Origin of the sequence: Paraburkholderia sacchari (assembly GCF_000785435.2) — a bacterium.
Taxonomy (GTDB): Bacteria; Pseudomonadota; Gammaproteobacteria; order Burkholderiales; family Burkholderiaceae; genus Paraburkholderia; species Paraburkholderia sacchari.
This window is the reverse complement of the sequence record NZ_JTDB02000005.1, coordinates 312,155-334,768: the sequence shown is the minus strand read 5'-3', so window position 1 is coordinate 334,768 and position 22,614 is coordinate 312,155. Positions and strand designations below refer to the sequence as shown.

Below are 22,614 nucleotides of genomic sequence, written 5' to 3'. Positions count from 1 at the left end.
CTGCGATTCGGCCTCGCCCGCTTTCCCGGCCACCTAATCTTCGTCCGCCAGTTCAGCAACGGGCCGCCAGGCCCATGCCTCGAACTGCTCGGGCGGCACGGGTTTCGAATAAAGGAACCCTTGGGCGAAATCGCATCCCACCGCTTTAAGAAACGCCTCTTGCTCCGCCGTCTCCACGCCCTCGGCAATCACCTGAATGCCGAGCTTGTGCGCGAGCACTACCATCGCCTCGCAAAGCGCCTGATTATCTTCGTTCACGCTCAGATTCTGCACAAACGACCGGTCGATCTTCAGATAATCGATTTCGAAGCGCTGAAGATAAGCCAGCGACGAATAACCCGTGCCGAAGTCGTCGATCGAAATGCAGATGCCGGCACGGCGCAAGGTCAGCAGTTTTTCATCGATATTCGACTCCGACTGCAATAAGAGGCCCTCGGTTATCTCCACGGCAACGCTGCCAGCCGCCATACCTTCGCGCGCGAGATATTCGGACCATCGCGCACATTGCATGCTGTCCTGGCGAACCTGCACCGGAGACATGTTCACGCTCACCTGAAACGTGCCGTGATACCGCTCGCGCCAGCGCCGCGCCTGCTGCATCGCCTGCCGGAATACCCAGTCGCCTATCGGCACGATCAATCCTGTGTCTTCGGCCAGCGGGATGAATTCGAGCGGACTGATCATGCCGCGCACCGGATGGAACCAGCGGATCAGCGCCTCGGCCTTGCAAACCGTGCCGCTCGCCAGTTCAATGATCGGTTGATAGAACAGTTGAAACTGACTTTCGGGCAAGGCGGCGCGCAGGTCGCTCGTGAGCCGCAAGCGCCTTTCGGCCTCCACGCGCATGGCGGGCGTGAAGTAGCAGAAGCGATTGCGCCCGGCGTTCTTGGACGCGTACATGGCCTGGTCGGCGTTCTTGAACAGCACGTCGAGTTCGTCGGCATCGCCGGGATAGAACGTAATGCCGATGCTCGCGGAAATGAATTCCTCGTCCGCGCCCAGCTTGAATGGCAACGCGAGGCCCGCATTGATCGTTCGCGCGATCCGTTCTACCTGCTCATCGTCGTCGAGCTCCGGAAGAATGACCGTGAACTCGTCGCCGCCCAGGCGCGCCACCGTATCCGTTTCGCGCACGCACGCACTGATGCGCCGGGCCGCTTGCACCAGCAGAACGTCGCCCGTGTCGTGGCCGAGCGAATCGTTGACTTCCTTGAAGCGGTCGAGGTCGATCAGCATCAGCGCCATGCGCCGGCCCGAGCGGCGTGCGCGCTGCGCTTCATGATCGAGACGCTCATGGAACATCTGGCGGTTCGGCAGGCCCGTGAGCGCGTCGAAATTGGCCTGCCGCCAGATCGTGGCCTCGAAGGCCATGCGGTCCGAAAGGTCGCGCCCGACGGCCAAAACCGAATTGACCTCGCCAAAGAGGTCGATTTCCGGCGTGATGCGAATATGGGAGCATTGCTCGGAGCCACCCTTGCCGATCCATCTCAGCTCGAATTGCGTGCTTTTTCCGCTGGCAAGGACCTCGCGGATTTTCCTTTCGTAAATCAGCGCGTTCGGGCCTCCAGGGAGTTCCGACGGCCGCTTGCCGAGCGCATCGGCGAGACTGCTCCCGGACGACGCGCAAAACGCAGGGTTCGCATAGATGCGGCGAACGTCGCGGTCATAGCGGGTAATGGTATCCGGCGAATTTTCGATCAAGGTGCGCGACTCGCGCTCGCGCGCCACGAGTTCGGCCGTACGCTCGACAATGGTCTGTTCGAGCGACGCGTTGATCTCGTTGATCTTCTGTATTTTCTGGCCGATCGCGCCGCGCATTCGCTCGAAGCGCAATTCGAGCCTCGCGAGTTCGTCCTGTCCTCGCGCCGCTGTTCCAGGCGGCGCGCCATGCTCGAACGGCACACCTGCATCGTCGCCGGTATCGTGCATCTTGCGCACCAGCTTGCTGAGCGGTTCCGAAATGCTGCGCGAAATGAAATACGCCAGAAACAGCGAAAGCAGAAAACCCGAGATGCCCACCAGCACGATCTGGTTGCGCACCGCTCGCGCCTCGGTCGTCAGGTTCGTTTCCGCAATCGTGCTCACCACGAGCCAACTGGTGCCGGGAACGCGTGTGTAGGCGGCGAGGTAGCGCTCGCCTCGCAATCCCGTCACGGTCAGGAAATGGCTCGTATCGCCTGCTGCCCCGTTGTGCCCGATGCTCCCGATCAGGTGGGACACCCATGGCTTGTCGCCGTGAGCCGCGGCATCGTCGGCGCGAATAATGGCGGCTTTGCTGCCCGCATCAAGAATGCAGATTTCCATTCCGCTTCGCGATGCCATGTTGCTGAAGATCGTCGAAAAATACTGCGGCCTCACCACCAGAACCAGATTGCCGATTTTCTGGTCGTTGCTCTTGTCGAAGATCCCGGCGACCATCCCCAGGTTCTGCTCGCCGACGCCGTTGTCGTAGCTGCCCCAGAAAGTGCGTTCGTGCTGGGCCTCGGCGCGCTCGACGAGGCTGGTGACGCCGCGCGTCAATTGCGCGAACGCCTGCGTATCGAGAATGCGATTGTTCTCGTCGAGCAGATATTTCTGGTTGATGAAATCCACCGACCCGAAATGTTCGAGCAGCAGCCGCGCCATGTCTTCGCGCGCCTCGTTGCCATGCCCGGTGGTCGCTGCACCGGCAAGCGCGCCTTGCAGCCGGCTCGACACCACAAGCAGCCTGCTCTCGGTCTCGATCTGCTCCATGCGCATGCGCACGTTCTTGGACACCTGCTCGACCACTTCGCGCGAAAAGACCTCCGCATTCTCCTTGATTGCCGCGACCGATTTCACGTACGAGATGCAGCCCGAGATGATCACGGGCAGCAGGCACAGCAGCACGAAAGCCGCCATGAGCCGGTGACGGATCTCGACGCGACGAAGCAGGTCCTGCGAGAGGTAGTCGAACGCGAGGCGCAGCGGGGCGGGAATCAAGTTCATTATTTGTAGTGCATTTTCGCTTCGTTCTTGACTGACTGATCCAGTCGCTTCGCGGCCTGTGCTGGCGTGATTTTGTGCAGCAGCACGTCCTGCATGAGCCCGTGCAGGTATTCGATGGTATTCGACGGCAGCGACGAATAATACGGACTCGCCGTGACCGGATAGCGGCGGACCGCGTTGGTGTAATCGACGATCATCGGGTCGCTCACCGCGGTGCCCGCGTTTTCGCGGAACGGCGAAATGTTATGCCGTTTCTTTTGCAGAATCAGAAAGCCCTTGCCCGCCATGAATTCCAGAAAGCGCAGTGCAGCAGCCTTGCGCGGCGTCTCGCATACGGCAAAACCCGTCTCACTGCCGAGCACCGGCACGACCTGCGCGCCGCGCGAATTCCATGGCGGCACGAATACTCCGGTCTGAAAGGCATTGCCGTGCAGCATCGAGCCGGCGGACCAACTGCCTTCGAAAGCCATCGCCACCTTGCCCTCCTTGAAGAGCCGGATGCCCTCGTCGTAGCCCGTCGTCATGAAGGCGGGTTGAACGTATCCGCGTTCGGGAATCAAAGCCATCCTGGCGAAGATGTCGGCCACTACCGGGGTGTCGAGATTCAGCGTGCCGTTGGCCATTTTGTTGCGCCAGTCCGCCTCGTTGGCTACTACGCCGTTAGCGAAACCCGAAGCAAAGGGCCCATTGCCGAGCAGATTCGGAAAACCGCCGCTCCACATGATGGGCGTGAAGCCCGCCCGCTTGAGCTGCGCGCAAACCCGCAGGAAAGCATCGAAGTCGGTCGGCACCTGGGTAATGCCGGCCTTTGCGAACATATCCCGGTTGTAATAGATCATGGTTGTCGCGACGCCGCCCGAAATGCCAAACCCCTTGCCCCGGCGGCTGGTCCAATCCGCCTTGAGGGGAGCCAGCATGTTATTCCACGCGGCGGTCTGCCGTAAATCGGCAAGAACGCCCTGGTCCGCGAGTGCGGCCGAGTAGGCGTTGGGATTGACGCTCACGAAATCGGGTAGCGTGCCCGCCGCCACGCGCGGTTTGATGTTTTCCTCAACCGAATTGCCGATCATGAACTGTACATCCACGCGCACGTCGGGATTGAGCTTGCTGAATTCGGCCGCGATCTGGAGCATTTCCTGCGGCCAGTCGGGCGCCCACACCAATGCGGTGATGGTGGTCCGCGCGGCCGGTGGAGTCGTTGGCGTGGCGTCGTTGTGCGCGTGGCAGCCGGACAGGAAAAGCAGGAAAGCCAGGCCGGTCAAACCGTATCGCCACCACCGGAAGAACTCGACTCGTCCCATGCAAGGCTCGCTTTTTCGGATTGAGATTGGCGTTTCATTGGGACTGATGCTCGCAATGATGCCTCATCTGCCTAACGGCGGGAAAAGTCGATCCTTTAATTCATCCCCGGCAATACTGGAAATTTCCATGCAACTGCATTCAAATCGCCTTCAAAGCACCTTTAAAGCGCGTTCAAGCGATTGAGAATGTCATCGAATGTTGGTCGCGTTTCGACGTGCTCGCTCAAACAATCCGCTATCAGCGAGTCGAACCCGGCCGCGCGGTCGGCTGAAACCTCGGCCACGCGTTGCGCAAGCTCTTCGAGCAGGCAGCCGAACGCACGCACTTCGATCCGCTCGAACGCCTGCGCGTGTACTGGGTCGCCCGCTTCATGAAACGACGCCGCGCCGAAGTCGCCAAGCAACGCATGACCCAAGCCATCGTGAAGAATGTTGTGTGCGTAAAGATCGCCGTGCATGATTCCGCGCTGGTGCAGATGCCGCGCCGCCGAAGCAATCCCTCGCGCAATCTGCAACGCGATTGGCCGCGAGAACAGCACATCGTTTGCATACACGTCGCGCGTGCATGACTCCAGGCTCGGCGGGCCCGCGAGATTGCCGAACGCCGGGTCGATCAGCGCCATCACGAGACCGTGCTCGTCGAGCGGATGCCCCGTGATCTTGCCCAGCACCGGAATCAGATTGGAATGCTGACCGGCCTGCAGGCACGCGGCCATTTCGAGGTCGGGCAAACCGTCGCTCGTCACTGCGCCCTTGAACAGCTTCACGGCGACCGCGCTTGACGGATGACCGTCCTGCAAAAGACGCGTCGCGCGATGAATCACACCCGATGCGCCCTCGCCCAGCGTCTGCCCGAGCGCGAGCGTATGCCAGTCGATATCGGGCACGGGCGCGTTGGTCAGCGCCGTGCGCTCGCGCGTGGCGTTAAACGGATTGCCGGCATAGGCGAGCCATGCGAGCTGCGGCAGGCGCAGCAGCCAATCCGGCAATGCGTCCAGTCGATTCGCGGAGATCCGCAGCAGTTCGAGGCGGCGCAATCCGGCCATGGTTTCGGGCAGCGTGCGCAGCCGGTTGCCGGCGAGCATCAGCTTCTGCAGATTCGCACGCTCGCCGATTTCCTCCGGCAGCGTGTCGATGGCATTATCGGTCAGAATCAGCCAACGCAGTTGCGGCGGCAGCGCGCTCGCCGGTACATGCCGGATCTGGTTCGCCTTGAAGCCGACCATGCTCAGCGAGGCGCAGTCGCCCAGCATGGCGGGCAATTCCGTGAACGGATTATTCGAGGCAAACAGAATGCGCAGCTTGCGCAGCCTCGGCAAATCGTCGGGCAGCGCGCTCAGTGCATTGCCGGAAAGGTCAAGCACTTCGAGCGTATCGGTAAGATCGAAAATCTCGCGCGGAAATTCGGTCAGCCCGCAAGCGAGCTTGAGCTGTCGTGCGCCGGCAAGCTGGCCCGCGCGCAGTTGTTCGAGGGTAGAGGTCTTCACGCGTGAACTGAACCGGCCATGATAAGGAATTCGGAAAGCGCCGGCGCGCAACGCGGCGCCGGTCGTGCGCAATTCTAACGGGAGCGCGCCGAAGCGCCGCCCTTCGCGCTGCTCGTCGTGCTACTTCATCGTGCTACTCATTGCGCCATTTCCAGATCCTTGATGACGGCAGCCAGAAAGCGCGCCGCCTCCCCGCCCGTGACCACCCGATGATCGAACGTCAGGCTCAGCGGCAAAATCCGGTGCACGGCGGGCGCGCCCTCGTGCGCCACGACCTGATCATGCAAGCGTCCCGCGCCGAGGATAGCCACCGTGGGCGGCACCACCACCGGCGCCGCATACTTGCCGGCAATCATGCCGAAGTTCGATAACGTGATCGTATTCCCACGCATTTCCTCGGGCGGAATCTTGCGTGCGCGGATATCGGCGCGCATGCGGTCGAGTCCGGCGCGCAAGTCCGCCGCGTCGCGCTGCGCGACGTCGCGCAGCACCGGCACGAACAGGCCTTCGGGCAAATCGACGGCAATGCCGAGATCGATTTTCGCGAGCACGTGGCGCCGCTCCATCTTCGCGTCAAACCAGGCGTTCAATGCCGGCTCCGTGCGGCATCCGGCCACCAGCGCGCGGACCAGGCGGATCGTGACGTCGGTGTGCGGCGGCCATGCATGGATGTCTGCATCGTCGATGACGGTGGCGGCCGCCACCTCGTTCTGGGCGCGCGCCATGTTCTGCGCCATCGCGCGCCGCACGCCGCGCAGCACTTCGGGCGGACCGAGTTCGGCGAGCAGCTTCGCCGCGCGTTGCACATCCGCGGCCGTGACGACACCTTCGGGGCCGGACGGCGTCACCATCGCCAGATCGACATCGAGCTTGCGCGCGAGCGCGCGCACCGCGGGCATCGCCTTGATCGCGCCTTGCCCTGCCCCCGTGACGCCGCCGAGCGCGGCGGGCGCTTCCTGCACCGTTTGCCGGCCCACCTCCATGTGGCCGACCACGGTGCCCGCATCGGCATCTTCAGCGCCCGCTCCGTCGCCTTCGAACGCGCACAGCGGCGCGCCCAGATGCACGATGTCGCCTGGCTTGCCGAACAGCTTCGCGACGCGCCCCGCTTGCGGCGACGGAATCTCGACAATCGCCTTGGCCGTCTCGACCGAGACGAGCGGCTGATCCGCGAGAATCTCGTCGCCGCTCTTGACGTGCCATTCGACGATTTCCGCTTCCTGAAGGCCCTCGCCCAGGTCGGGCAGCTTGAAGATTTTCATGGCTTCACTGCGCCTCCAGCGCTTGCCGCGCCGCCGCGACGATGCGCGTCGTGCCGGGCATATAGTGGCTTTCGAGCCTGTAAAGCGGCACCACCACGTCGTATCCCGTGACGCGCTGCACCGGCGCGAGCAGCGAATAAAGACCGCGCTCCGCAATGCCGGCAGCAATTTCCGCACCCACGCCGCCCGTGCGCGAACCTTCGTGCACGATCACGCAGCGGCCTGTTTTGGATACCGAAGCAAGAATGGCGTCCATGTCGAGCGGCTTGAGCGTGGCCACGTCGATCACTTCCGCGCTCACGCCCTCTTGCGCCAGCAAATCGGCGGCCGCCAGCGCTTCCTGCAGCGCGCCGCCCCAACCGACCAGCGTGATGTCCGTGCCGTCGCGCAGCACGTAGCAGCAGTCGAGCGGCAGCGCCTCGCCGTTGTCCTCCACCGACTGCCTGAAGAGCCGATAAAGACGCGTGGGTTCGAAGAAGATCACCGGGTCCGGGTCGCGAATCGCCGCGAGCAGCAGGCCATAAGCGCGCGCTGGCGACGAAGGGGTCACCACGCGCAAGCCCGGTATGTGCGCGAACAACGCTTCGGGGCTTTCGGAATGATGTTCGGGCGCATGAATGCCCGCGCCGCTCGGCGATCGCACCACGAGCGGACACGCAAGCCTGCCGCGCGTCCGATGCCGCAGACGCGACGCATGGTTGAGCACATGGTCGATCGCCGGATAGATGAAGCCGCTGAACTGAATCTCCGCGACGGGCTTCAAACCCATCGCGGCCATGCCGACCGCCGCGCCGCCGATCGCCGTTTCCGCAAGCGGCGTATCGACCACGCGCTGCGCGCCAAAGCGCGCCTGCAAGCCCGCCGTGGCGCGAAACACGCCTCCGTTCACGCCGATGTCCTCGCCGAGCAGCACGACGTCCGGGTCATGCTCGAGCGCCCAGGCGAGCGCGAGATTGATCGCCTCGACCATGTTCAGATCAGCCATGGCCGTTCTCCGTGTCCGGCACCGCCGCAGAAGCCATTGAAGCAAACCGCTGCGCCATCGCCAGCTGCTCATGCATGGCGCGCGGCAGCACATCGTAGAGATGGTCGAACATCGACGCCACCTCGGGCGGCGCAACCGCGAGATACGCCGCGACCGCCTGCTCGACCTGCTCATGACACGCCTTGCCGATCTGTTCGTCCTGCGCCTTGTCCAGCACGTTCATGCGCATGAGGTAAGCGCGCAGGCGGCGCAGCGGCTCGTGTTCCCATTGCTGGCTGAGCACCTCGGCGTCGCGATAGCGCGTGGCGTCGTCGGCGGTCGTGTGATCGCCGAGGCGATAGCTGAGCGCCTCGATCAATGTGGGCCCCTCTCCGCGCCGCGCCTTCGCGAGCGCCGCCCCCACGACCTGGTGCACGGCAATCACGTCGTTACCGTCGATCTGCACGCCGTCGATGCCAGCGGCGATGGCCTTTTGCGCAAGCGTTTGCGCGGCGCTCTGCTGGCTGCGCGGCAGCGAAATCGCCCACTGGTTGTTATTGATGACGAGCACGAGCGGCGCGCGCCACGCGCCCGCAAAATTCATCGCCTCGTAAAAATCGCCTTTGGAAGTGGCGCCGTCGCCGAAAACCGTCACGGCCACGCGCGGCTCTTTCCGCAGCAGGAAAGCATAAGCCGCGCCCACCGCATGACAGATCTGGGTGCCGATCGGCACGCAATTGGGGAAGTCGAAACGCGGCACGGCAAAGTCGCTGCCCCGCTCGTCGCCGCCCCAATACAGCAGACTTTCGGTCATCGTGACGCCGCGCAGCAATTGCGCCGCGTGGTCGCGATAGGAGGGAAACAGTACGTCTTCGGGCCGCATCGCGCTGGCCACGCCCACGCCAATCGCCTCCTGGCCCAACGACGAAGCAAAGGTGCCTAGCTGGCCCGTACGTTGCAGAGCCACGGCCTTGGTGTCGAACGCCCTGGTGAGCACCATGGCGCGATAGAGCGGCAAAAGCGCGGCGGGCTCGCTTGCGAAAGGCGGCAGCGGATGAACGGGCTCGCCGTCGGGCCCGAGGTACTGCGTGTAGCCGATTTGAAAACTGGCTGCCGTAGTCATGACGGCCTCCTTGGTATTTTCAAATATCGTAGGTCTTATCGCGCAGATGTGCTTGTGGCGAAGGTGTTTTACGCAGCGCTGAAAACCACGGCGCCTTGATGAGAGACCTCGGTGAAGGCTCTCACGAAGCGGTAAGTCTGTCCGCCAATGGTGAGTTCATTGAATCCCGAGTTTGTCAGGCCCAGCACCGCGCTCGCCACTGCATTGCGAATTTTCCCGTGCCGTGTCCACTCTTCCTCGGGCTCGCCCGCGTCGCCCAGGTACACGTCGCTGCTCTCTGCCTGGCTTCGAACCAGAATCAGGCTCTTGCCCTTGTCGAGCAGAAGCTCGAGATATTCGGCCAGCGTGGCCAATGCCTCGGCATTGGCGTCGTGAGATTCGCGAGAGGTTGAAATCATGAGGGCACCTGCGCTGATTGGAACTGCACGGCATTATGGCTTCTATCGTACACGGCCATGACGCAATTGCGCGCCGACTTGACATTTCATCCGCGCGATCGCCGAAAGAACGGCACGCCACTTCGCTGCAGCAGGCGTACCATCAACACTTACCCTGCGGCGAATACCGCTTGTTCAAAGGGGAGCCAACATGAGACGTCTATACTTCCTGGCACCTGACATACCCACGGCGAAGGCGGTCGTGGACGACCTGCTGCTGGCGCGGATTACGTGGCGGCATCTGCATGTTCTCGCGAATCACACCGTCCAGCTAGATCAATTGCCTGGCGCCTCGTTGCTGCAGAGCAGCGACGTCGTGCATGCGCTCGAACGCGGCGTGGCGCTAGGCGGCGCGGCCGGCGCCATTGTGGGTCTCGCTGCGCTGGTTTTTCCGCCTGCCGGACTCGTCATCGGCGGCGGCGCGGTGGTGACATTGACGTTGGCGGGCGCGAGCTTTGGCGCGTGGACCGCAGCCATGATCGGCGTGGACGAACCTAACGCCCGGCTCCAGCGCTTTCGCGAAGCGATCCGCGACGGGCAATTCCTGATCATGGCCGATGTGCCCGCCGCGCGCGAGGAGGAAATTGCGCAGACGGTTGCAAAGCATGTCCCGAGAGCCGATCCGGAGGGCGCCGAACCGACCACGCCGATATTCCCTTGAGCGCCTTTACGAAGCGCGGAATATCGGATTCCTGATTTTATGAATGATTCGGCTCACCCGCCTGGGCATATCGCCAGGCGGGGGGTGGCATCGTTGCGCTAAGTGGCACGCCGTTACATTCAGTCGTCGAATTTCCCGGCCTGTAGCGCCTCGTCGAAATCCGTGATCCACGGCGCGAAATGATCGGTGTCGTAAATCTCCGTCTTGCCGTTGGCGATGCGTGTGACCGAAACCTGCCGGACAGCTGCTTTCGCACCGCTGGCCGCGCCGTCGTCCTGATTCTTGTCCGTGATCCTGAACTCGCCGAGGTCGAATCCCCGGCTCGTGAGCACCGCCTTGACGTCCGCCTGCTCATCCCAGGAAAACTCGGCAAAGTCGTGGGCAGTCATGTTCATCTCCTCGGCGCGGCAAGCGCGAATGTCGTGGCACGGTGACAAGATGAATCCAATCTTAGCCGACACATTGCCATCGTTCGGCCAAAGTTGCCATCGGGTGTTCGCGGCAATATTCAGACGTTTGCCCATCTACCGTCCCACCGGCCAGGCGCCGTCTTTCGGTTACCGGGTCTATTGCGCGGGAGTCGGGTCGTTCAATATTTTGAAACGTTTAACAAGCCGCTAGGCGCGTAGTGGCTCTTGTCGCTTTAAACCGCCGACCTGCTCCCCGAGATTAGTACGCTGACAGTGTAGAGTCCGTTCCAACAATTTCGGCTCATGATGCGCGACCTGTATTCAAGTCACGCCGCTGCTCGCGAACAACGCGGGAAACTACGGCGGGAATGACCTCCCCCCTCTGAACCAGTCAACCAGACACAACGCGCGATGCTTGCCGTTTCGACAAACACCAGGCAAGGAGGCTAATCGGCATGGACAGAACGGCGACAGTGACGGGCGTGGTCGGCACGGGTCTGATGGGCGTCGGCATCGCGACGCAATGTGCGCTGCATGGCCTGCGCACGATCGTGCATGACGTCGATCCCGCCCGACTCGCGAGCGTGGCGTCGAAGGCCGCGGCCGTGCTCGACGAACTCATCGACGCCGGGCGCATCGATGCCGCCGCGCGTGCAGCCGCGCTCGCGCGCATCGAAACCACCGGTCAACCCGACGCCATGGCGCAGGCACAGTTCGTGTTCGAAGCGGTGCCCGAGGTGCTCGATCTCAAACACCGGCTCTACGCGCGCCTCGGCGCCGTGCTCGCCCCCGATGCGATTCTCGCGAGCAATACGAGCGGCTTCGAACCCGATTTGCTCGCCGGCCCCTTGCCCGCGCCCGAGCGCTTCGTGATCGCCCATTTCTGGAACCCGCCTCACATGATTCCGCTCGTGGAGGTGGTGCCGGGCCGTGCGACCGCGCCCGAGGTCACGGCGCGCACGGAGGCGCTCATGCGCGCGATCGGCATGGAACCCGTCGTGCTCGCAAGGTCGATTCCAGGCTTTGTTGGCAACCGGCTGCAATTCGCGGTGTTGCGCGAGGCGCTCAACATCGTACGTTCGGGCGCTGCGAGCCCCGACGTGGTCGATCGCGTGATGAAGGCGTCGCTCGGCCGCCGCTGGGGCATCGTCGGGCCGCTCGAAAGCGCGGACATGGGCGGCCTCGACACCTTCGTCGACATCGCTTCGCACCTCATGCCCGCGCTGGCGAAAGACGAAGACGTGATCGATCTGCTGCCCGAACAGGTGGCCGCGGGACGCGTTGGCGTGCGCAGCGGCGCGGGATTTTACGACTGGGATGACGCGCATCTCGCCAGCGTTAAGGCGGCGCGGCGCAAGCTGATCGCGGGCGGTTGAGCCGCGATTGCGTAGTCGATTGCGCCGCCAATCCGGCTCAATCGGCCAGCGTCAAGCCGCCTTGCGCGCGTCGGCAATGCGCGGCGGCGCTTCTGAGCGTGCATAGAGCCTCTCCAGATATGCCTGCAAGCGCGGAAAACGACCGAGCATCTGGAATTCGTTGGCCCAGTCCATCAGATAAACCGTCACGCAATCGGCCGCCGTGAGCCGGTCCCCCACGATGAATTCGCGCGTTTCCAGATGCTTTTCGAGCACCGCCGCCATGGTCGCGAATTCGGCGCGCGCCAACTCGATATCGGCAGACAGGCGCTTGTCCTGCGGATAAAGCATCGAGTGCTTCGTGATTCGCCACAGCGGCTGCTCGAGTTCCGTCACCGCGAACAGGATCCAGCGATAAGCCTGCGCCCGCTCGTCCAGGCCGGTGGGCATCAAGCCTTTCTCCGGATATTTGTCTGCGAGGTACAGCACGATCGCAGCCGACTCGGGAATGACGCGGTCGCCGTCGATCAGCACGGGGACCTTGCCGGCCGGATTGACGCGCAGAAATTCCGGCCGCTTGTGCTCGCCTTCGAGCAGATTGACCGATATGAACTCGAAATCGGCATCGACTTCCTTGAGACCCCATAGCGCGCGTTGCGAACGGGTTCCAGCAAATCCGTAAAGCTTCATCACGACTCTCCAAATAGCCAGTCAAAAAGCTCAGTCGAACAGCGCCTGCCCCGCCTGGCGGGGCTACACCCGCGGTTCAGCCGGGAGGAATCGGCAGCACCGGCATCACTTCGACTGCATCCCCGGGAAACTTCGTGAAATGCGGATGGCCTTCGAACAGCTTCGTTGCGTCGTCGATCGACGCAGCGCGCACAACGGTGAAGCCTGTTAGCGCATTGCTGGTGTCCTTGATGCCGTTCGGGCCAATGCTTTTGGTTTTGCCGAGCGGCCCGCCGAGTTCGACGATGTCCGCCTTGTGCTGCTCCACCCACGCCTTCCATGCCGCGATGCCCTCGCGCTCGCGGGCGTGCCGCTCGTCTTCGGGAAGTGCCCACCACGCCTGCGCGCGCGGGTTGTCGTGACTGCCGAGAAAAACGGCGAGAAACAATTTCTGGTCGCTCATGCGTCCTCCGTCTGCTGTTGAGAACAACGGGATGTTGTTCATCCGGCCTTGACAATATAGGTTGATATCAACATAATTGCAACATGTCACGCGCAAAGAAAATCCCTTTCGAAACCACGCTCATGGTGCGCGATTGCTGCCTGTGTCTGCACATGCAGCGCGCGGCGCGCAACCTCGCGCGCATCTTCGACGAAGCTTTGCGCCCGCTCGATCTCACGAACGGCCAGTTCTCGCTGCTGATGTCGCTCAACCGGCCGCATCCTCCGGCCATCAAGGATGTCTCCACGCTACTGGCCATGGACCGCACCACGCTCACGGCCGCGCTGAAACCTCTCGAGCGCCGCGGCCTCGTCAGCATCGAACAAGACCCGGACGACAAACGCAGCCGCCTGCTCAGCCTGACACCCGAGGGCGAACGACTGCTCGCCGAAGCGCTCCCTGTGTGGCAGCGCACGCACGCCGAAATCGAGCAACCATTCTCCTCCGCAGAGGTCGACCGTCTGCGCAAACAATTGCGTGCGCTTTCATAAATTCCATCTGCATTACTACGCAATTAGTTGTTAGCTCACCTTTATTTCACCTGAATCCCCCTCGTTAACCCGGAAACGCTTTCCGCAGACGTTATAATTCCGACCGAAGAAGTCGGTAGAAATTTACGTTTCCGACCCGGATTTTTATATTTCAAGTCGAAAAAACCGGCACGGCCAGCAAGATCTACCGTGCGCGGTCAAATGCGCGAGCTGCCGGCACGAATTACCTCTAATCCCCCAATTGATGTTCATGCAGAAAGATAGACTGAGCTCGCAATGCTGAAGCGGAGTATTTCCGCCAGAGAGATTGGGGGCGAACGGTGATCGAGGTGCGAAGAGCCATTGTTGCGGAGCGGCGCCGCTCGCTGCTGGTCTGTGCAAGCATCATTGCCGCCCTTCTCGCGAGCGCCGTGGCTTCTGCCTGGCAGGCAAGCACGGTTGTCGCCGATGCCCGTGTGCGAAATCGCGCGTCCTTGCTCGTGAGCACCAGCAACGCCCTGCTCAGCGGCATGAGAGACGCGGAGAGCGGGCAGCGCGGGTTCCTACTGACCGCCGACGAACAGTATCTTGAGCCCTATGTGCGCGGCAAGGCGCAGGCGCTCGACGCATTCGCCCGCCTCTCAGGTTTGCTCCATGGCTCCGGGCAGGTTGCCGCGCTGCGGGACGTCCGCCGCGACATGGACGAAAAGCTCGCTGAGCTGGCGCAGACCGTCCAGTTCGAGCGCAGCGGCCAGCATAAGCGCGCGCTCGCCGTGGTCAAGACCAATGCCGGCAAAGCGGCAATGGACCGCCTGCGCAAAAGCATCAGCGCGATCGTCGCCGATTGCGACGCCAAAAGCGCGGCGGCGCTGCGCGACGAAACCTTCCGCGTCGAGCGCACGGGCTACGCATTCGCCGGCTTGCTGCTGGGCATCCTCGCGCTGCTGGCGTTCGCTACCGTCATGCAAAGGAAGGCGTTCACCGGTGTCGTGCGCGGCGCCGAACGCATGACGCGCGCCGCGTTGCGCGACGCGCTCACCGGCTTGCCGAACCGCCGCGATCTGGAACTGCAGCTACGCGCGCTCGAACGCCACGCGGCGACGGCGCACGGCCCTGTCACCGCGCTGTTCATGGACCTCGATGGCTTCAAGCTCATCAACGACACCCAGGGACATGCCACCGGCGACGCGCTGCTGCGCCGCGTTTCGGAGCGGCTACGGCAAACGAAACGCTCCGGCGACCTGCTCGCGCGCGTGGGCGGCGACGAATTTGTGCTGATCGCACCGGGCCTTGCCAACCGCGCGGACGTCGATCAGCTTTGCGCACGGCTGATTGCAGCGGTAGGCCCGCTCGCGCGCGAGTTCGGCTTTGTGGGGCTGAGCATCGGCATTGCAATCCGTGAAGCGGCAAGCGAAACGCTTGCCGATCTCGTCGTACGTGCCGACCAGGCCATGTACGACGCCAAGCGTTCGGGCGGCGGTTACCGGTTCAGCCCGAAGGACCATGACATTGGTCCAACCGAGGCGCTTGCCTAGCTAGTCCCGCAAGCGCCTCCAGTCAGCAGACAACCTGCAAACCCTCGCGAGTCTTTTTCAAACTCGCGGCAACGCTCCGCGCATCATCCAGTTTAGTTTGATAAGGATAACTGATTGTGAAAGTGAAGAATCTCGTTGCCGGCATGATGACCGGCGTCGTCCTCAATATGTTTGCCGGCGCTGCCGGTGCTGCTTGCATTACCAACCCCGCCGCCCAGCCCGACGCCTCGTTTCCGGCCACACTCACTGGCAAGCTCGTCTATCACAGCTACGTGACATACGGCGACGGCACGAGCCAGATCTTTCTCTACGATTTTTCGGCGCGCTCGCTCACGCAGCTGAGCAAAGCCTCGTGGGGCATCAAGGACCCGATGAACGCCGTGTTCAGCCCCGACGGCAAGTGGATCGCCTTCATGGGCGTGACCAACAACGCGTGGAATGTGTTCATGTATCAGCTCGGCACCAGCAACCCGCCGGTGAACATGACGAACAGCACGGGCGCCACGCGCAATGAAGATCCGAAATTCAGCGCGGACGGCAAGACCCTCGTGTTCAAGCAGAACGGCGACGTCAAGCAGGCCACGCTTTCGTACACGAGCGCAGGCCCGGCCTTCACGTCGATCGTGAGCCTGACCAACGCCCCCTCGGGTGCCGAGTATTCGATGCCCTATCTCGCGCCCGACGCAAGCGCCGTGTACTACGCAACCGGAACGGGCGCGAACATGGGCCTCATGAAGCGCACGCTCGCCACCGGCGTCACGGCCGTATTCGATCATCCGGCTTCGCTGCAAACCTACTATCCGGTCGTGCGCGCGGACGGCAACGTGTTCTACGCGCGCTGGAAGGACACTGGCGGGCTCGACCAGATCTACGAGAAGACGGCGGACCCGGCTTCGACGCCGAACCAGTTGTCGCTCAACGACTGCGTCAGCAACAACTCCGACCCGGCTCCGGTGAACGGCACGAACTACCTGTTCTTCTCATCGACGACGGCGGGCGGCTACCAGCTCTACATGGCCGACGTGACCACGGGCCAGCGCTGGAGCCTCACGCAGTTCGGCGTGAATGCCGATGGCACCAAGGCCAAGCTAGGTTCGAACTATTATGGCGGTCCGGCCGCGAGCCAGACCGTGCTGCTTTCGCAGGGGCATCCCGCCGGCGCGTCGGCTAGCTACAACGCGTCGCTCACGCCCGACAAGGCCTTCGACGGCAATACGACCAGCACGCGCTGGGACTCGCCCGAAGGCACGGGCGTCGATCCGCAATGGATCTCCGTGGATCTCGGCGCGGCGAAGAACATCAGCAGCGTCGACCTGTACTGGGACGCGGGCGCCAGCGTCTACCAGATCCAGACCTCGAGCGATAACGTCAACTGGACGACGCTCTACTCGACGACCAACGGCGTCGCTTACGGCCACGTCAAGCTGTCGAACCTCAACGGCCACGGCCGCTATGTGCGGATGTACGGCACGAAGCGCGCAACGCAGTGGGGCTACTCGCTCGACGAAATGCAGGTGTGGGGGTCTTAAGTCACGCACCGCGCATTAGCGGGCCGTGAATGGCTGTCACTCATTCACGGCTCGTCCGACACTGCGCAAAGCGGCGCGGCCACGTGTTCCAGCGATTTGCGCTCGGCGTCCACGCCCCAGATCGCGGCAACCAGCGCCGCGCCCACCATCAGCGCGGAACCAACAAGGTAGCCAGTGAACACCGCGCCGCGCTGATGCGTATCGATCAGGTATCCGAAGAAAGCCGGCCCGACAATCCCGCCTAGCGCAGTGCCGAACGCATAGAACACCGCAATCGCCAGCGCGCGGATTTCGAGCGGGAACGATTCGCTCACGGTCAGATAGGCGGAGCTTGCCGCCGCCGATGCAAAAAAGAAAATCACCATCCACGCAATGGTTTGCGTCGTGACGGTCAACATGCCTTGCGCGAACAGATAGCCGCTTCCCGCCAGCAACAAGCCCGAGAGCGCATACGTCGTGGTAATCATCTTGCGGCGTCCGATCACGTCGAACAACCGCCCCAGCACGAGCGGCCCCAGGAAATTACCGAGCGCGAACGGCAGCAGGTAAAGGCCCACGTCGCCTCCCGGCACGTGGTAGAAGTCCGTGAGTACCAGCGCGTAGGTAAAGAAAATCGCGTTGTAGAAAAACGCCTGAGCCGTCATCAGCGAAAACCCGACCGCCGCGCGGCGGCGGTGCTGCACAAAAATCGCGTGCAGCACGGTCGAGAGCGGCGTACGGCTTTGCGCGCGCAGCCGCAACGGCTTTCCCGGAGGATCGCCGAGCACATGCCCCGCCTTGTGAAAGCGCACCTCGATGGTTTCGACGACGGCGCGTGCTTCGTCGTGCTCGCCATGCGTGAGCAGCCAGCGCGGGCTTTCGGGTACCCATGCGCGCATCGGCAGAATGGCGAGCGCGAGCACCGCGCCGATGAAAAAGCACACGCGCCAGCCCCAATCGGGCGGCAGCAGATGCGGCTCCAGCACGACCAGCGAGCCCGCCGCGCCAATTCCCGCGCCCACCCAGAATGTGCCGTTGATGGCGAGGTCAGTCCAGCCGCGCACGCGCGCGGGCGTGAATTCCTGAATGGTCGAATTGATCGCCGCGTATTCGCCGCCAATGCCCGCACCCGTGAGCGCGCGAAACACCACGAAGCTCGCGAAACTCCACGAAAACGCCGTGGCGGCGGTAGCAACCAGATAGACCGTAAGCGTGATGAAAAAGAGCTTGCGCCGCCCCAGCCGGTCCGTGAGCCAGCCGAAGCCCAACGCGCCGCACACCGCGCCGGCAATATAGGCGCTGCCGGCAATCCCGACCTGGGTGTTGTCGAAATGGAGCACCGGGCTCGTTTTTAGCGCACTCGCCACGGCGCCCGCGAGCGTCACTTCGAGCCCGTCCAGCAGCCAGGTGACGCCCAGCGCCACCACGATCAGCACATGAAAGCGGCCCCACGGCAGGCGGTCGAGGCGCGCGGGAAGGTTGGTTTCGACGATGGATTGCGTTTCGGTCGTATGCATCGCGCAGGCAGGTTTTGGGTAGCGGGTATCTCGCGCTCAATAATGGATCGCAAGCACATGGCATGCCCGCACGGCCAGGGAACGCGCGATGCGATCATGCTGGAAGCCCAATGGAGCAACCATGAAAACTTTCGATTTCGACCAGCGTCTCGAAGAGATCCAGATGTCACTGGCGAATCTCTTCGATTCGCCCAAGGCGTCGACCGTGAGCTGCCTCAAAGAAGGCGACACCGTCATCGTGCGTTTGAGCTGGGTGGTTGAGTCGCAGCGCGATTCCACACTCGATGCGCGCTGCGCGGCCACGATCTACGCGACACGTGCGCAGCTCGAACGCTACGCGGGTCTGGAGACCGCGCAACGGCGCACCATCCAGCAACGCATCCGCCAGCGTGTGCAAATGCAATTCGATGAACATCGGGACCCCACCCAGCCTGGCGGGGCCTGCACATTCGATGTGGTGCTGGACGATGCGATATTCCATGCCGACAGGGACGACTACTTCCCGAGCATCGAGTAAGCGCCGCGCATGGATACTGCAACACGCGCGCGTCAATGCGCCGCCGCGCTGCGGTGGCGCTTCGCCGTGCCGCTCAGCAGCAAGGCGGTCTTCACCACGGCCATATGCGTGAGCGCCTGCGGAAAGTTGCCCGCGAGGCGCCGCTCCTGGACATCGTATTCCTCGGCAAGCAGGCCCACATCGTTTGCCACGGCGAGCACGCGCTCGAACTGCCGGCACGCAGCGTCTTTGTCGCCGCGCAGGTACAGGCAGTCGGCCATCCAGCACGAGCACGCGAGAAACGCGCCTTCGTTCGGCGCTTCACCACCGCGTTTCCAGCGGCGGATCAGTCCGCCGTCGTCCAGTTCGGCGCGAATGGCATCGAGCGTCGTACACATGCGCGGGTCGTCGGCGCGCATGAAGCCCACCAGCGGCATGAGCAGCACGCTCGCGTCGAGTTCCGTGTCGGCATAGCCGCGCACGAAGACGCCGCGCCCGGCATGCCAGCCGTGCGTGCAGACTTCGTCGTGCAGCGCACGGCGCAGTGCGATCGCCTGTTGCATGAGGGCGTCGCCGCGGCCGGGTCCGGCATCGCGCCAGTGCGAGATGAAGCGGTCGAGCGCCACCCAGGCCATCACGCGCGAGATGGTGAAGTGGCACGGCGTGCTACGCGATTCCCAGATGCCCGAGCCCGGCCGGTTGCGATGATCGAGCAGCCAGCGGACGATGCGCGCTTCGAGCGCCGCCTCCCCCTCCACTGGCGGGATGCCCGCCTTGCGCGCGAGATAGAGGCAATCGAGCGCCTCGCCGAATACGTCGGGCTGATACTGCGTGGCCGCCGCATTGCCGATGCGCACCGGCTGCGCGCCGCGCCATCCCGTAAGTGCAGATACGTTGCGCTCGCGCGGCACGTGCCCGCCATCGACGCAATACACGATGTGGAACGTGTCCATAGTTTCGCCGAGCGAGTCCAGCAGCCAGTCGCGCCACGCCATCGCTTCGTCGTGAAAACCCGCTTCTATGAGCGCCTCCAGCGCGAAACTCGCGTCGCGCAGCCAGCAGTAGCGGTAATCCCAGTTCAGGCTGCCGCCCGGCGCCTCGGGCAGCGAGGTCGTGGGCGCGGCCACCATCGCGCCGCTCGGGCGGTAGATCAGCGCCTTCAAGGTAAGCAGCGAGCGGCGCACGGCCTGCGGCCAATGCGTGCGGCTGTCGTCGAAGCCGTCGATCCAGCGGCGCCAATGGCGGCGCGTGTCTTGCAGCGCAAGCGCAGCCGCAGCCGTATCGACGCCCGGCTGCTCGCCGTGGCACAGCGTGACCACAGCACGCTTGCCCTCGCGCAGCGCGAACGAGGCCTCTAGCGCATGACGGTGCACGGCGGGCGGCACGTCTGCGCGCAGCGTCATTGCACCGCTCGCCGTGCGCACCGTCACGGCGCCGTGCTCGAATACGATCACGGGCGGCGGCGCGTCCGCATCGGCACGCGGATACAGAACCGAGCGCATGGCGACGCTGCCATGCAGCCCTTCGACCATGCGCACGATGCACGGCTCCTGGGGGTGGACCGCCATGAAATCGGTCAGCCGCACGCAGCCGCCGCGACACTCGAAATCGGTTTGCAGTACGAGCGTGTCCGCTTCGTAGCGGCGGCTGATGCTGTGCGCCGGCTCGGCGGGCGCCATACGCCAGTGGCCGTTTTCGGCTGTGCCGAGCATGGCTGCGAAGCACGGCTCGCTGTCGAAGCGCGGCCAGCAGAGCCACTCGATCGCGCCGTCACGGCTCGTCAGCGCGGCGCCACGGCCGTCCGCTAGCAGCGCGTAATCGTCGATGCGGCGGTTCATAGGCAGCGCTTCCCGCTCGGTCCGGGACTGGCATCAATGGTTCTTTCTGTCGTAGCCATATCGTCTTCGTCCCTTGTGTTACGGCCGCGCTTTACAGCGCTCGATTTACAGCGCTCGATTTACAGCGCCACCTGCACGCCGAGCTCCACCACGTGCCCGGCCTGCAACTGGTAGTACTCCGCGCTCGACGCCGAGTGAAACGACATGAACGCGAACAAGCGCTCGCGCCAGACGCTGATATCGCGGCGCGCATGCGGCCGCAGCTCTTCGTCGCGCGGCAGAAAGAACGTGGTATCGGCGGGATCGAAGCGCCACTCGCCGAGCTGGCCGCCCAGCTCCGCCAACAAGCGCGGAAGGTTGGGACGTTCGACAAAACCATGATGCGCGACGATCTCGTAGCAGCCGGCGCCAAGGTCGCGCACATCGACACGGGTCGCGTCGCTGGCCTGGGGAGCCGACTCTGATACGTTCGCGAACACGATCACCGTCCGATGCAGGACGTGGTTGTGCCGCACGTTGCTCGCGAGCGTCTCGGGCGTCTTGCCCGGCACACTGCCGGGGTAGACCGCCGTGCCCGGCACGCGCGCCGGAACGCACTCCCCATGCCGGCCGGTGCGCACGGTGCGCAGGAACACGTCCAGCGACGCTCCCTGCGATGCGTGCCTTGCGGCCAGTTCGCGGCCGCGGTTCCAGGTGGTCATGACGACGAGCAGCAGTGCGCCGGCCGTCACCGGAAACCAGCCGCCGGAAGGCATCTTGGGCAGATTCGCCGCCACCAGCAAAAGATCCACGAGCAGGAGCGGCACGCAGACGAGCGCCGTCGCGAAGCGCGACCAGCCCCATACCTTGTGGCAGACCGCCAGCATCTGCAGCGAGGTGGTAAGCATCGTAAGCCCCACTGCGAGACCATAGGCTGAAGTGAGCTTGCCGGAACTGCGAAAGAACAACACGAGGAACACCACGGCAATGCACAGGCCAAGATTCACGGCCGGCACATAGACCTGGCCGCGCTGCGCGTGCGAAGTCTCGATCGTGCGCATGCGTGGCAGGAAGCCGAGTTCAATCGCCTGGCTCGTCATCGAGAATGCGCCAGAAATTACGGCCTGCGAAGCAATCACGGTGGCGAGCATCGCAATACCCACGGCGGGAATCAACGCCCAATGCGGCACGGAGTGGAAGAACGGCTGGCTGGCGCTGTTGGGCTCGCTGAGGATGGTCGCCGCCTGGCCGAAATAGCCCAGCAGTATCGCCGGCAGTACGACCACAAAAAAAGCGACGCGGATCGCGCGCTTGCCGAAATGGCCGATATCCGCATAAAGCGCCTCGGCGCCCGTCAAGGCGAGAATCACGGCGGCCAGCACGCCGAACGCAAGACCCGGGTGACCGAGCGCGAGCCGCGCGGCCCACACAGGAGACGCGGCCGTCAGGATCTGCGGATAAAGCACGATCCGGTATATGCCCACGGCGGCGAGGCTAAGAAACCAGAGCGCCATGACCGGCCCGAACGTGCGGCCAACAACGGCGCTGCCGCTGCGCTGAAACAGGAATAGCGCGACGAGGATCCCGGTGGACAGCGGCAGGACCGCCGAGCCGAACGCGGGGTTGATCTCGTGCAGGCCCTCTACCGCCGAGAGCACCGAAATGGCCGGCGTGATCATCGAATCGCCGTAGAACATCGCGGCTCCAGCGAGACCCGCCAGCAGCAGTACGCGCGGCGCGCTGCGTCCCGTGCGCAAAAAGCCCGCGCGAACCAGCGCGGTAAGCGCGACGATACCGCCTTCGCCTTCGTTGTCGGCGCACATGACGAAGCACGCGTACTTGAGCACGACGACAATGATCACGGCCCAGAGAATCATCGAGAGCAGCCCCATGATCACGGACGGGGCGCTCGAATGCGACGTAAGCGCGGCCTCGCGCAACGCGTAGATGGGGCTCGTGCCGATGTCGCCGAACACCACCCCGAGCGCGCCGAGCACGAGTGCGTTGCTGCCGCCGTGGCGCTCCCGCGGGCCTCCGCCCGACGCGCTTGCGTGCTGCTTGTGTTGTTGCTTTTGCCTGTGAAAACCGAATTGTTCACGGAGCATGGCTACATGGCACCAATCAGGGCTTATT

Annotated in this window: 19 protein-coding genes; 6 read left to right on the top strand and 13 right to left on the bottom strand. The window is 63.6% G+C overall.

Features of this window, described 5'->3' with window-relative positions; all coding sequences use genetic code 11:
• Positions 1-33: 33 nt before the first annotated feature.
• The 7 genes from NH14_RS19980 to NH14_RS19950 form a co-directional block, all read right to left on the bottom strand.
• Complete coding sequence (locus NH14_RS19980; RefSeq protein ID WP_035524770.1) at positions 34-2,967, bottom strand: bifunctional diguanylate cyclase/phosphodiesterase; 2,934 nt, start codon at positions 2,965-2,967, stop codon at positions 34-36.
• Complete coding sequence (locus tag NH14_RS19975; protein WP_052147932.1) at positions 2,967-4,268, bottom strand: ABC transporter substrate-binding protein; 1,302 nt, start codon at positions 4,266-4,268, stop codon at positions 2,967-2,969. Before NH14_RS19975 ends, NH14_RS19980 begins: the two co-directional genes overlap by 1 nt.
• Before the next feature lie 161 nt (positions 4,269-4,429).
• Positions 4,430-5,755, bottom strand: a complete 1,326-nt coding sequence (locus tag NH14_RS19970; RefSeq protein ID WP_035525063.1) for a leucine-rich repeat-containing protein kinase family protein — start codon at positions 5,753-5,755, stop codon at positions 4,430-4,432.
• Between the two features lie 137 nt (positions 5,756-5,892).
• Entirely contained in the window at positions 5,893-7,017 is a 1,125-nt protein-coding gene (locus NH14_RS19965; protein WP_035524768.1) for a dihydrolipoamide acetyltransferase family protein, read from the bottom strand.
• Between the two features lie 4 nt (positions 7,018-7,021).
• A complete protein-coding gene (locus NH14_RS19960; protein ID WP_035524767.1) occupies positions 7,022-8,002 on the bottom strand; it encodes an alpha-ketoacid dehydrogenase subunit beta in 981 nt (326 codons plus the stop codon).
• Positions 7,995-9,104 carry a pyruvate dehydrogenase (acetyl-transferring) E1 component subunit alpha gene (gene pdhA, locus NH14_RS19955; RefSeq protein WP_035524766.1) on the bottom strand — a complete coding sequence of 370 codons (1,110 nt, stop codon included), beginning with the start codon at positions 9,102-9,104 and terminating at the stop codon, positions 7,995-7,997. Before pdhA ends, NH14_RS19960 begins: the two co-directional genes overlap by 8 nt.
• A gap of 68 nt (positions 9,105-9,172) precedes the next feature.
• Positions 9,173-9,502, bottom strand: a complete 330-nt coding sequence (locus NH14_RS19950; protein WP_035524764.1) for a hypothetical protein — start codon at positions 9,500-9,502, stop codon at positions 9,173-9,175.
• Positions 9,503-9,692: 190 nt separating this feature from the next.
• Here NH14_RS19950 and NH14_RS19945 point away from each other — a divergent pair, with 190 nt between their 5' ends.
• Positions 9,693-10,202: a hypothetical protein gene (locus NH14_RS19945; protein WP_035524762.1), complete on the top strand. Its 510-nt coding sequence runs from the start codon at positions 9,693-9,695 to the stop codon at positions 10,200-10,202.
• Between the two features lie 119 nt (positions 10,203-10,321).
• On the opposite strand, the gene NH14_RS19940 is transcribed toward NH14_RS19945, so the two are convergent.
• Entirely contained in the window at positions 10,322-10,726 is a 405-nt protein-coding gene (locus NH14_RS19940) for a hypothetical protein (RefSeq protein WP_237179701.1), read from the bottom strand.
• A gap of 341 nt (positions 10,727-11,067) precedes the next feature.
• On the opposite strand from NH14_RS19940, the gene NH14_RS19935 reads away from it, so the two are divergent.
• Entirely contained in the window at positions 11,068-11,988 is a 921-nt protein-coding gene (locus NH14_RS19935) for a 3-hydroxyacyl-CoA dehydrogenase family protein (RefSeq protein WP_035524759.1), read from the top strand.
• 51 nt (positions 11,989-12,039) lie between these two features.
• Here NH14_RS19935 and NH14_RS19930 read toward each other — a convergent pair whose 3' ends face one another.
• Entirely contained in the window at positions 12,040-12,657 is a 618-nt protein-coding gene (locus NH14_RS19930; RefSeq protein ID WP_035524756.1) for a glutathione S-transferase family protein, read from the bottom strand.
• Positions 12,658-12,733: 76 nt separating this feature from the next.
• On the bottom strand, positions 12,734-13,099 hold the full coding sequence (locus tag NH14_RS19925; protein ID WP_035524753.1) for a YciI family protein: 366 nt from the start codon (positions 13,097-13,099) through the stop codon (positions 12,734-12,736).
• A gap of 83 nt (positions 13,100-13,182) precedes the next feature.
• On the opposite strand from NH14_RS19925, the gene NH14_RS19920 reads away from it, so the two are divergent.
• The 3 genes from NH14_RS19920 (at position 13,183) to NH14_RS19910 (ending at position 16,672) form a co-directional block, all read left to right on the top strand.
• Positions 13,183-13,629 (top strand): MarR family winged helix-turn-helix transcriptional regulator, encoded by a 447-nt coding sequence (locus tag NH14_RS19920; RefSeq protein WP_035524752.1) that lies wholly within the window; start codon positions 13,183-13,185, stop codon positions 13,627-13,629.
• Between the two features lie 329 nt (positions 13,630-13,958).
• Positions 13,959-15,143, top strand: a complete 1,185-nt coding sequence (locus NH14_RS19915) for a GGDEF domain-containing protein (protein WP_152617108.1) — start codon at positions 13,959-13,961, stop codon at positions 15,141-15,143.
• Between the two features lie 116 nt (positions 15,144-15,259).
• A complete protein-coding gene (locus NH14_RS19910; RefSeq protein ID WP_035524747.1) occupies positions 15,260-16,672 on the top strand; it encodes a discoidin domain-containing protein in 1,413 nt (470 codons plus the stop codon).
• 44 nt (positions 16,673-16,716) lie between these two features.
• Here the strand turns inward: NH14_RS19910 and NH14_RS19905 are convergent, their stop codons facing one another.
• Positions 16,717-18,168, bottom strand: a complete 1,452-nt coding sequence (locus tag NH14_RS19905; RefSeq protein WP_035524744.1) for an MFS transporter — start codon at positions 18,166-18,168, stop codon at positions 16,717-16,719.
• Positions 18,169-18,289: 121 nt separating this feature from the next.
• Between NH14_RS19905 and NH14_RS19900 the strand changes: the two genes are divergently transcribed.
• Positions 18,290-18,685, top strand: coding sequence for a DUF3022 domain-containing protein (locus tag NH14_RS19900; RefSeq protein WP_035524742.1), 396 nt, complete (start codon positions 18,290-18,292; stop codon positions 18,683-18,685).
• A 32-nt stretch (positions 18,686-18,717) separates the two neighbouring features.
• On the opposite strand, the gene NH14_RS19895 is transcribed toward NH14_RS19900, so the two are convergent.
• Positions 18,718-20,502 carry a glycoside hydrolase family 15 protein gene (locus NH14_RS19895; RefSeq protein WP_035524739.1) on the bottom strand — a complete coding sequence of 595 codons (1,785 nt, stop codon included), beginning with the start codon at positions 20,500-20,502 and terminating at the stop codon, positions 18,718-18,720.
• A 119-nt stretch (positions 20,503-20,621) separates the two neighbouring features.
• A complete protein-coding gene (locus NH14_RS19890; protein ID WP_084225276.1) occupies positions 20,622-22,586 on the bottom strand; it encodes a potassium transporter Kup in 1,965 nt (654 codons plus the stop codon).
• Positions 22,587-22,614: the final 28 nt, after the last annotated feature.

Bases quoted from the DNA above. Each gene is read 5' to 3' on its own strand.
- NH14_RS19980 (WP_035524770.1), bottom strand. From the start codon at position 2,967: ATGAACTTGATTCCCGCCCCGCTGCGCCTCGCGTTCGACTACCTCTCG.
- NH14_RS19975 (WP_052147932.1), bottom strand. From the start codon at position 4,268: ATGGGACGAGTCGAGTTCTTCCGGTGGTGGCGATACGGTTTGACCGGC.
- NH14_RS19965 (WP_035524768.1), bottom strand. From the start codon at position 7,017: ATGAAAATCTTCAAGCTGCCCGACCTGGGCGAGGGCCTTCAGGAAGCG.
- NH14_RS19960 (WP_035524767.1), bottom strand. From the start codon at position 8,002: ATGGCTGATCTGAACATGGTCGAGGCGATCAATCTCGCGCTCGCCTGG.
- pdhA (WP_035524766.1), bottom strand. From the start codon at position 9,104: ATGACTACGGCAGCCAGTTTTCAAATCGGCTACACGCAGTACCTCGGG.
- NH14_RS19950 (WP_035524764.1), bottom strand. From the start codon at position 9,502: ATGATTTCAACCTCTCGCGAATCTCACGACGCCAATGCCGAGGCATTG.
- NH14_RS19945 (WP_035524762.1), top strand. From the start codon at position 9,693: ATGAGACGTCTATACTTCCTGGCACCTGACATACCCACGGCGAAGGCG.
- NH14_RS19940 (WP_237179701.1), bottom strand. From the start codon at position 10,726: ATGGGCAAACGTCTGAATATTGCCGCGAACACCCGATGGCAACTTTGG.
- NH14_RS19935 (WP_035524759.1), top strand. From the start codon at position 11,068: ATGGACAGAACGGCGACAGTGACGGGCGTGGTCGGCACGGGTCTGATG.
- NH14_RS19930 (WP_035524756.1), bottom strand. From the start codon at position 12,657: ATGAAGCTTTACGGATTTGCTGGAACCCGTTCGCAACGCGCGCTATGG.
- NH14_RS19925 (WP_035524753.1), bottom strand. From the start codon at position 13,099: ATGAGCGACCAGAAATTGTTTCTCGCCGTTTTTCTCGGCAGTCACGAC.
- NH14_RS19920 (WP_035524752.1), top strand. From the start codon at position 13,183: ATGTCACGCGCAAAGAAAATCCCTTTCGAAACCACGCTCATGGTGCGC.
- NH14_RS19905 (WP_035524744.1), bottom strand. From the start codon at position 18,168: ATGCATACGACCGAAACGCAATCCATCGTCGAAACCAACCTTCCCGCG.
- NH14_RS19900 (WP_035524742.1), top strand. From the start codon at position 18,290: ATGAAAACTTTCGATTTCGACCAGCGTCTCGAAGAGATCCAGATGTCA.
- NH14_RS19895 (WP_035524739.1), bottom strand. From the start codon at position 20,502: ATGAACCGCCGCATCGACGATTACGCGCTGCTAGCGGACGGCCGTGGC.
- NH14_RS19890 (WP_084225276.1), bottom strand. From the start codon at position 22,586: ATGCTCCGTGAACAATTCGGTTTTCACAGGCAAAAGCAACAACACAAG.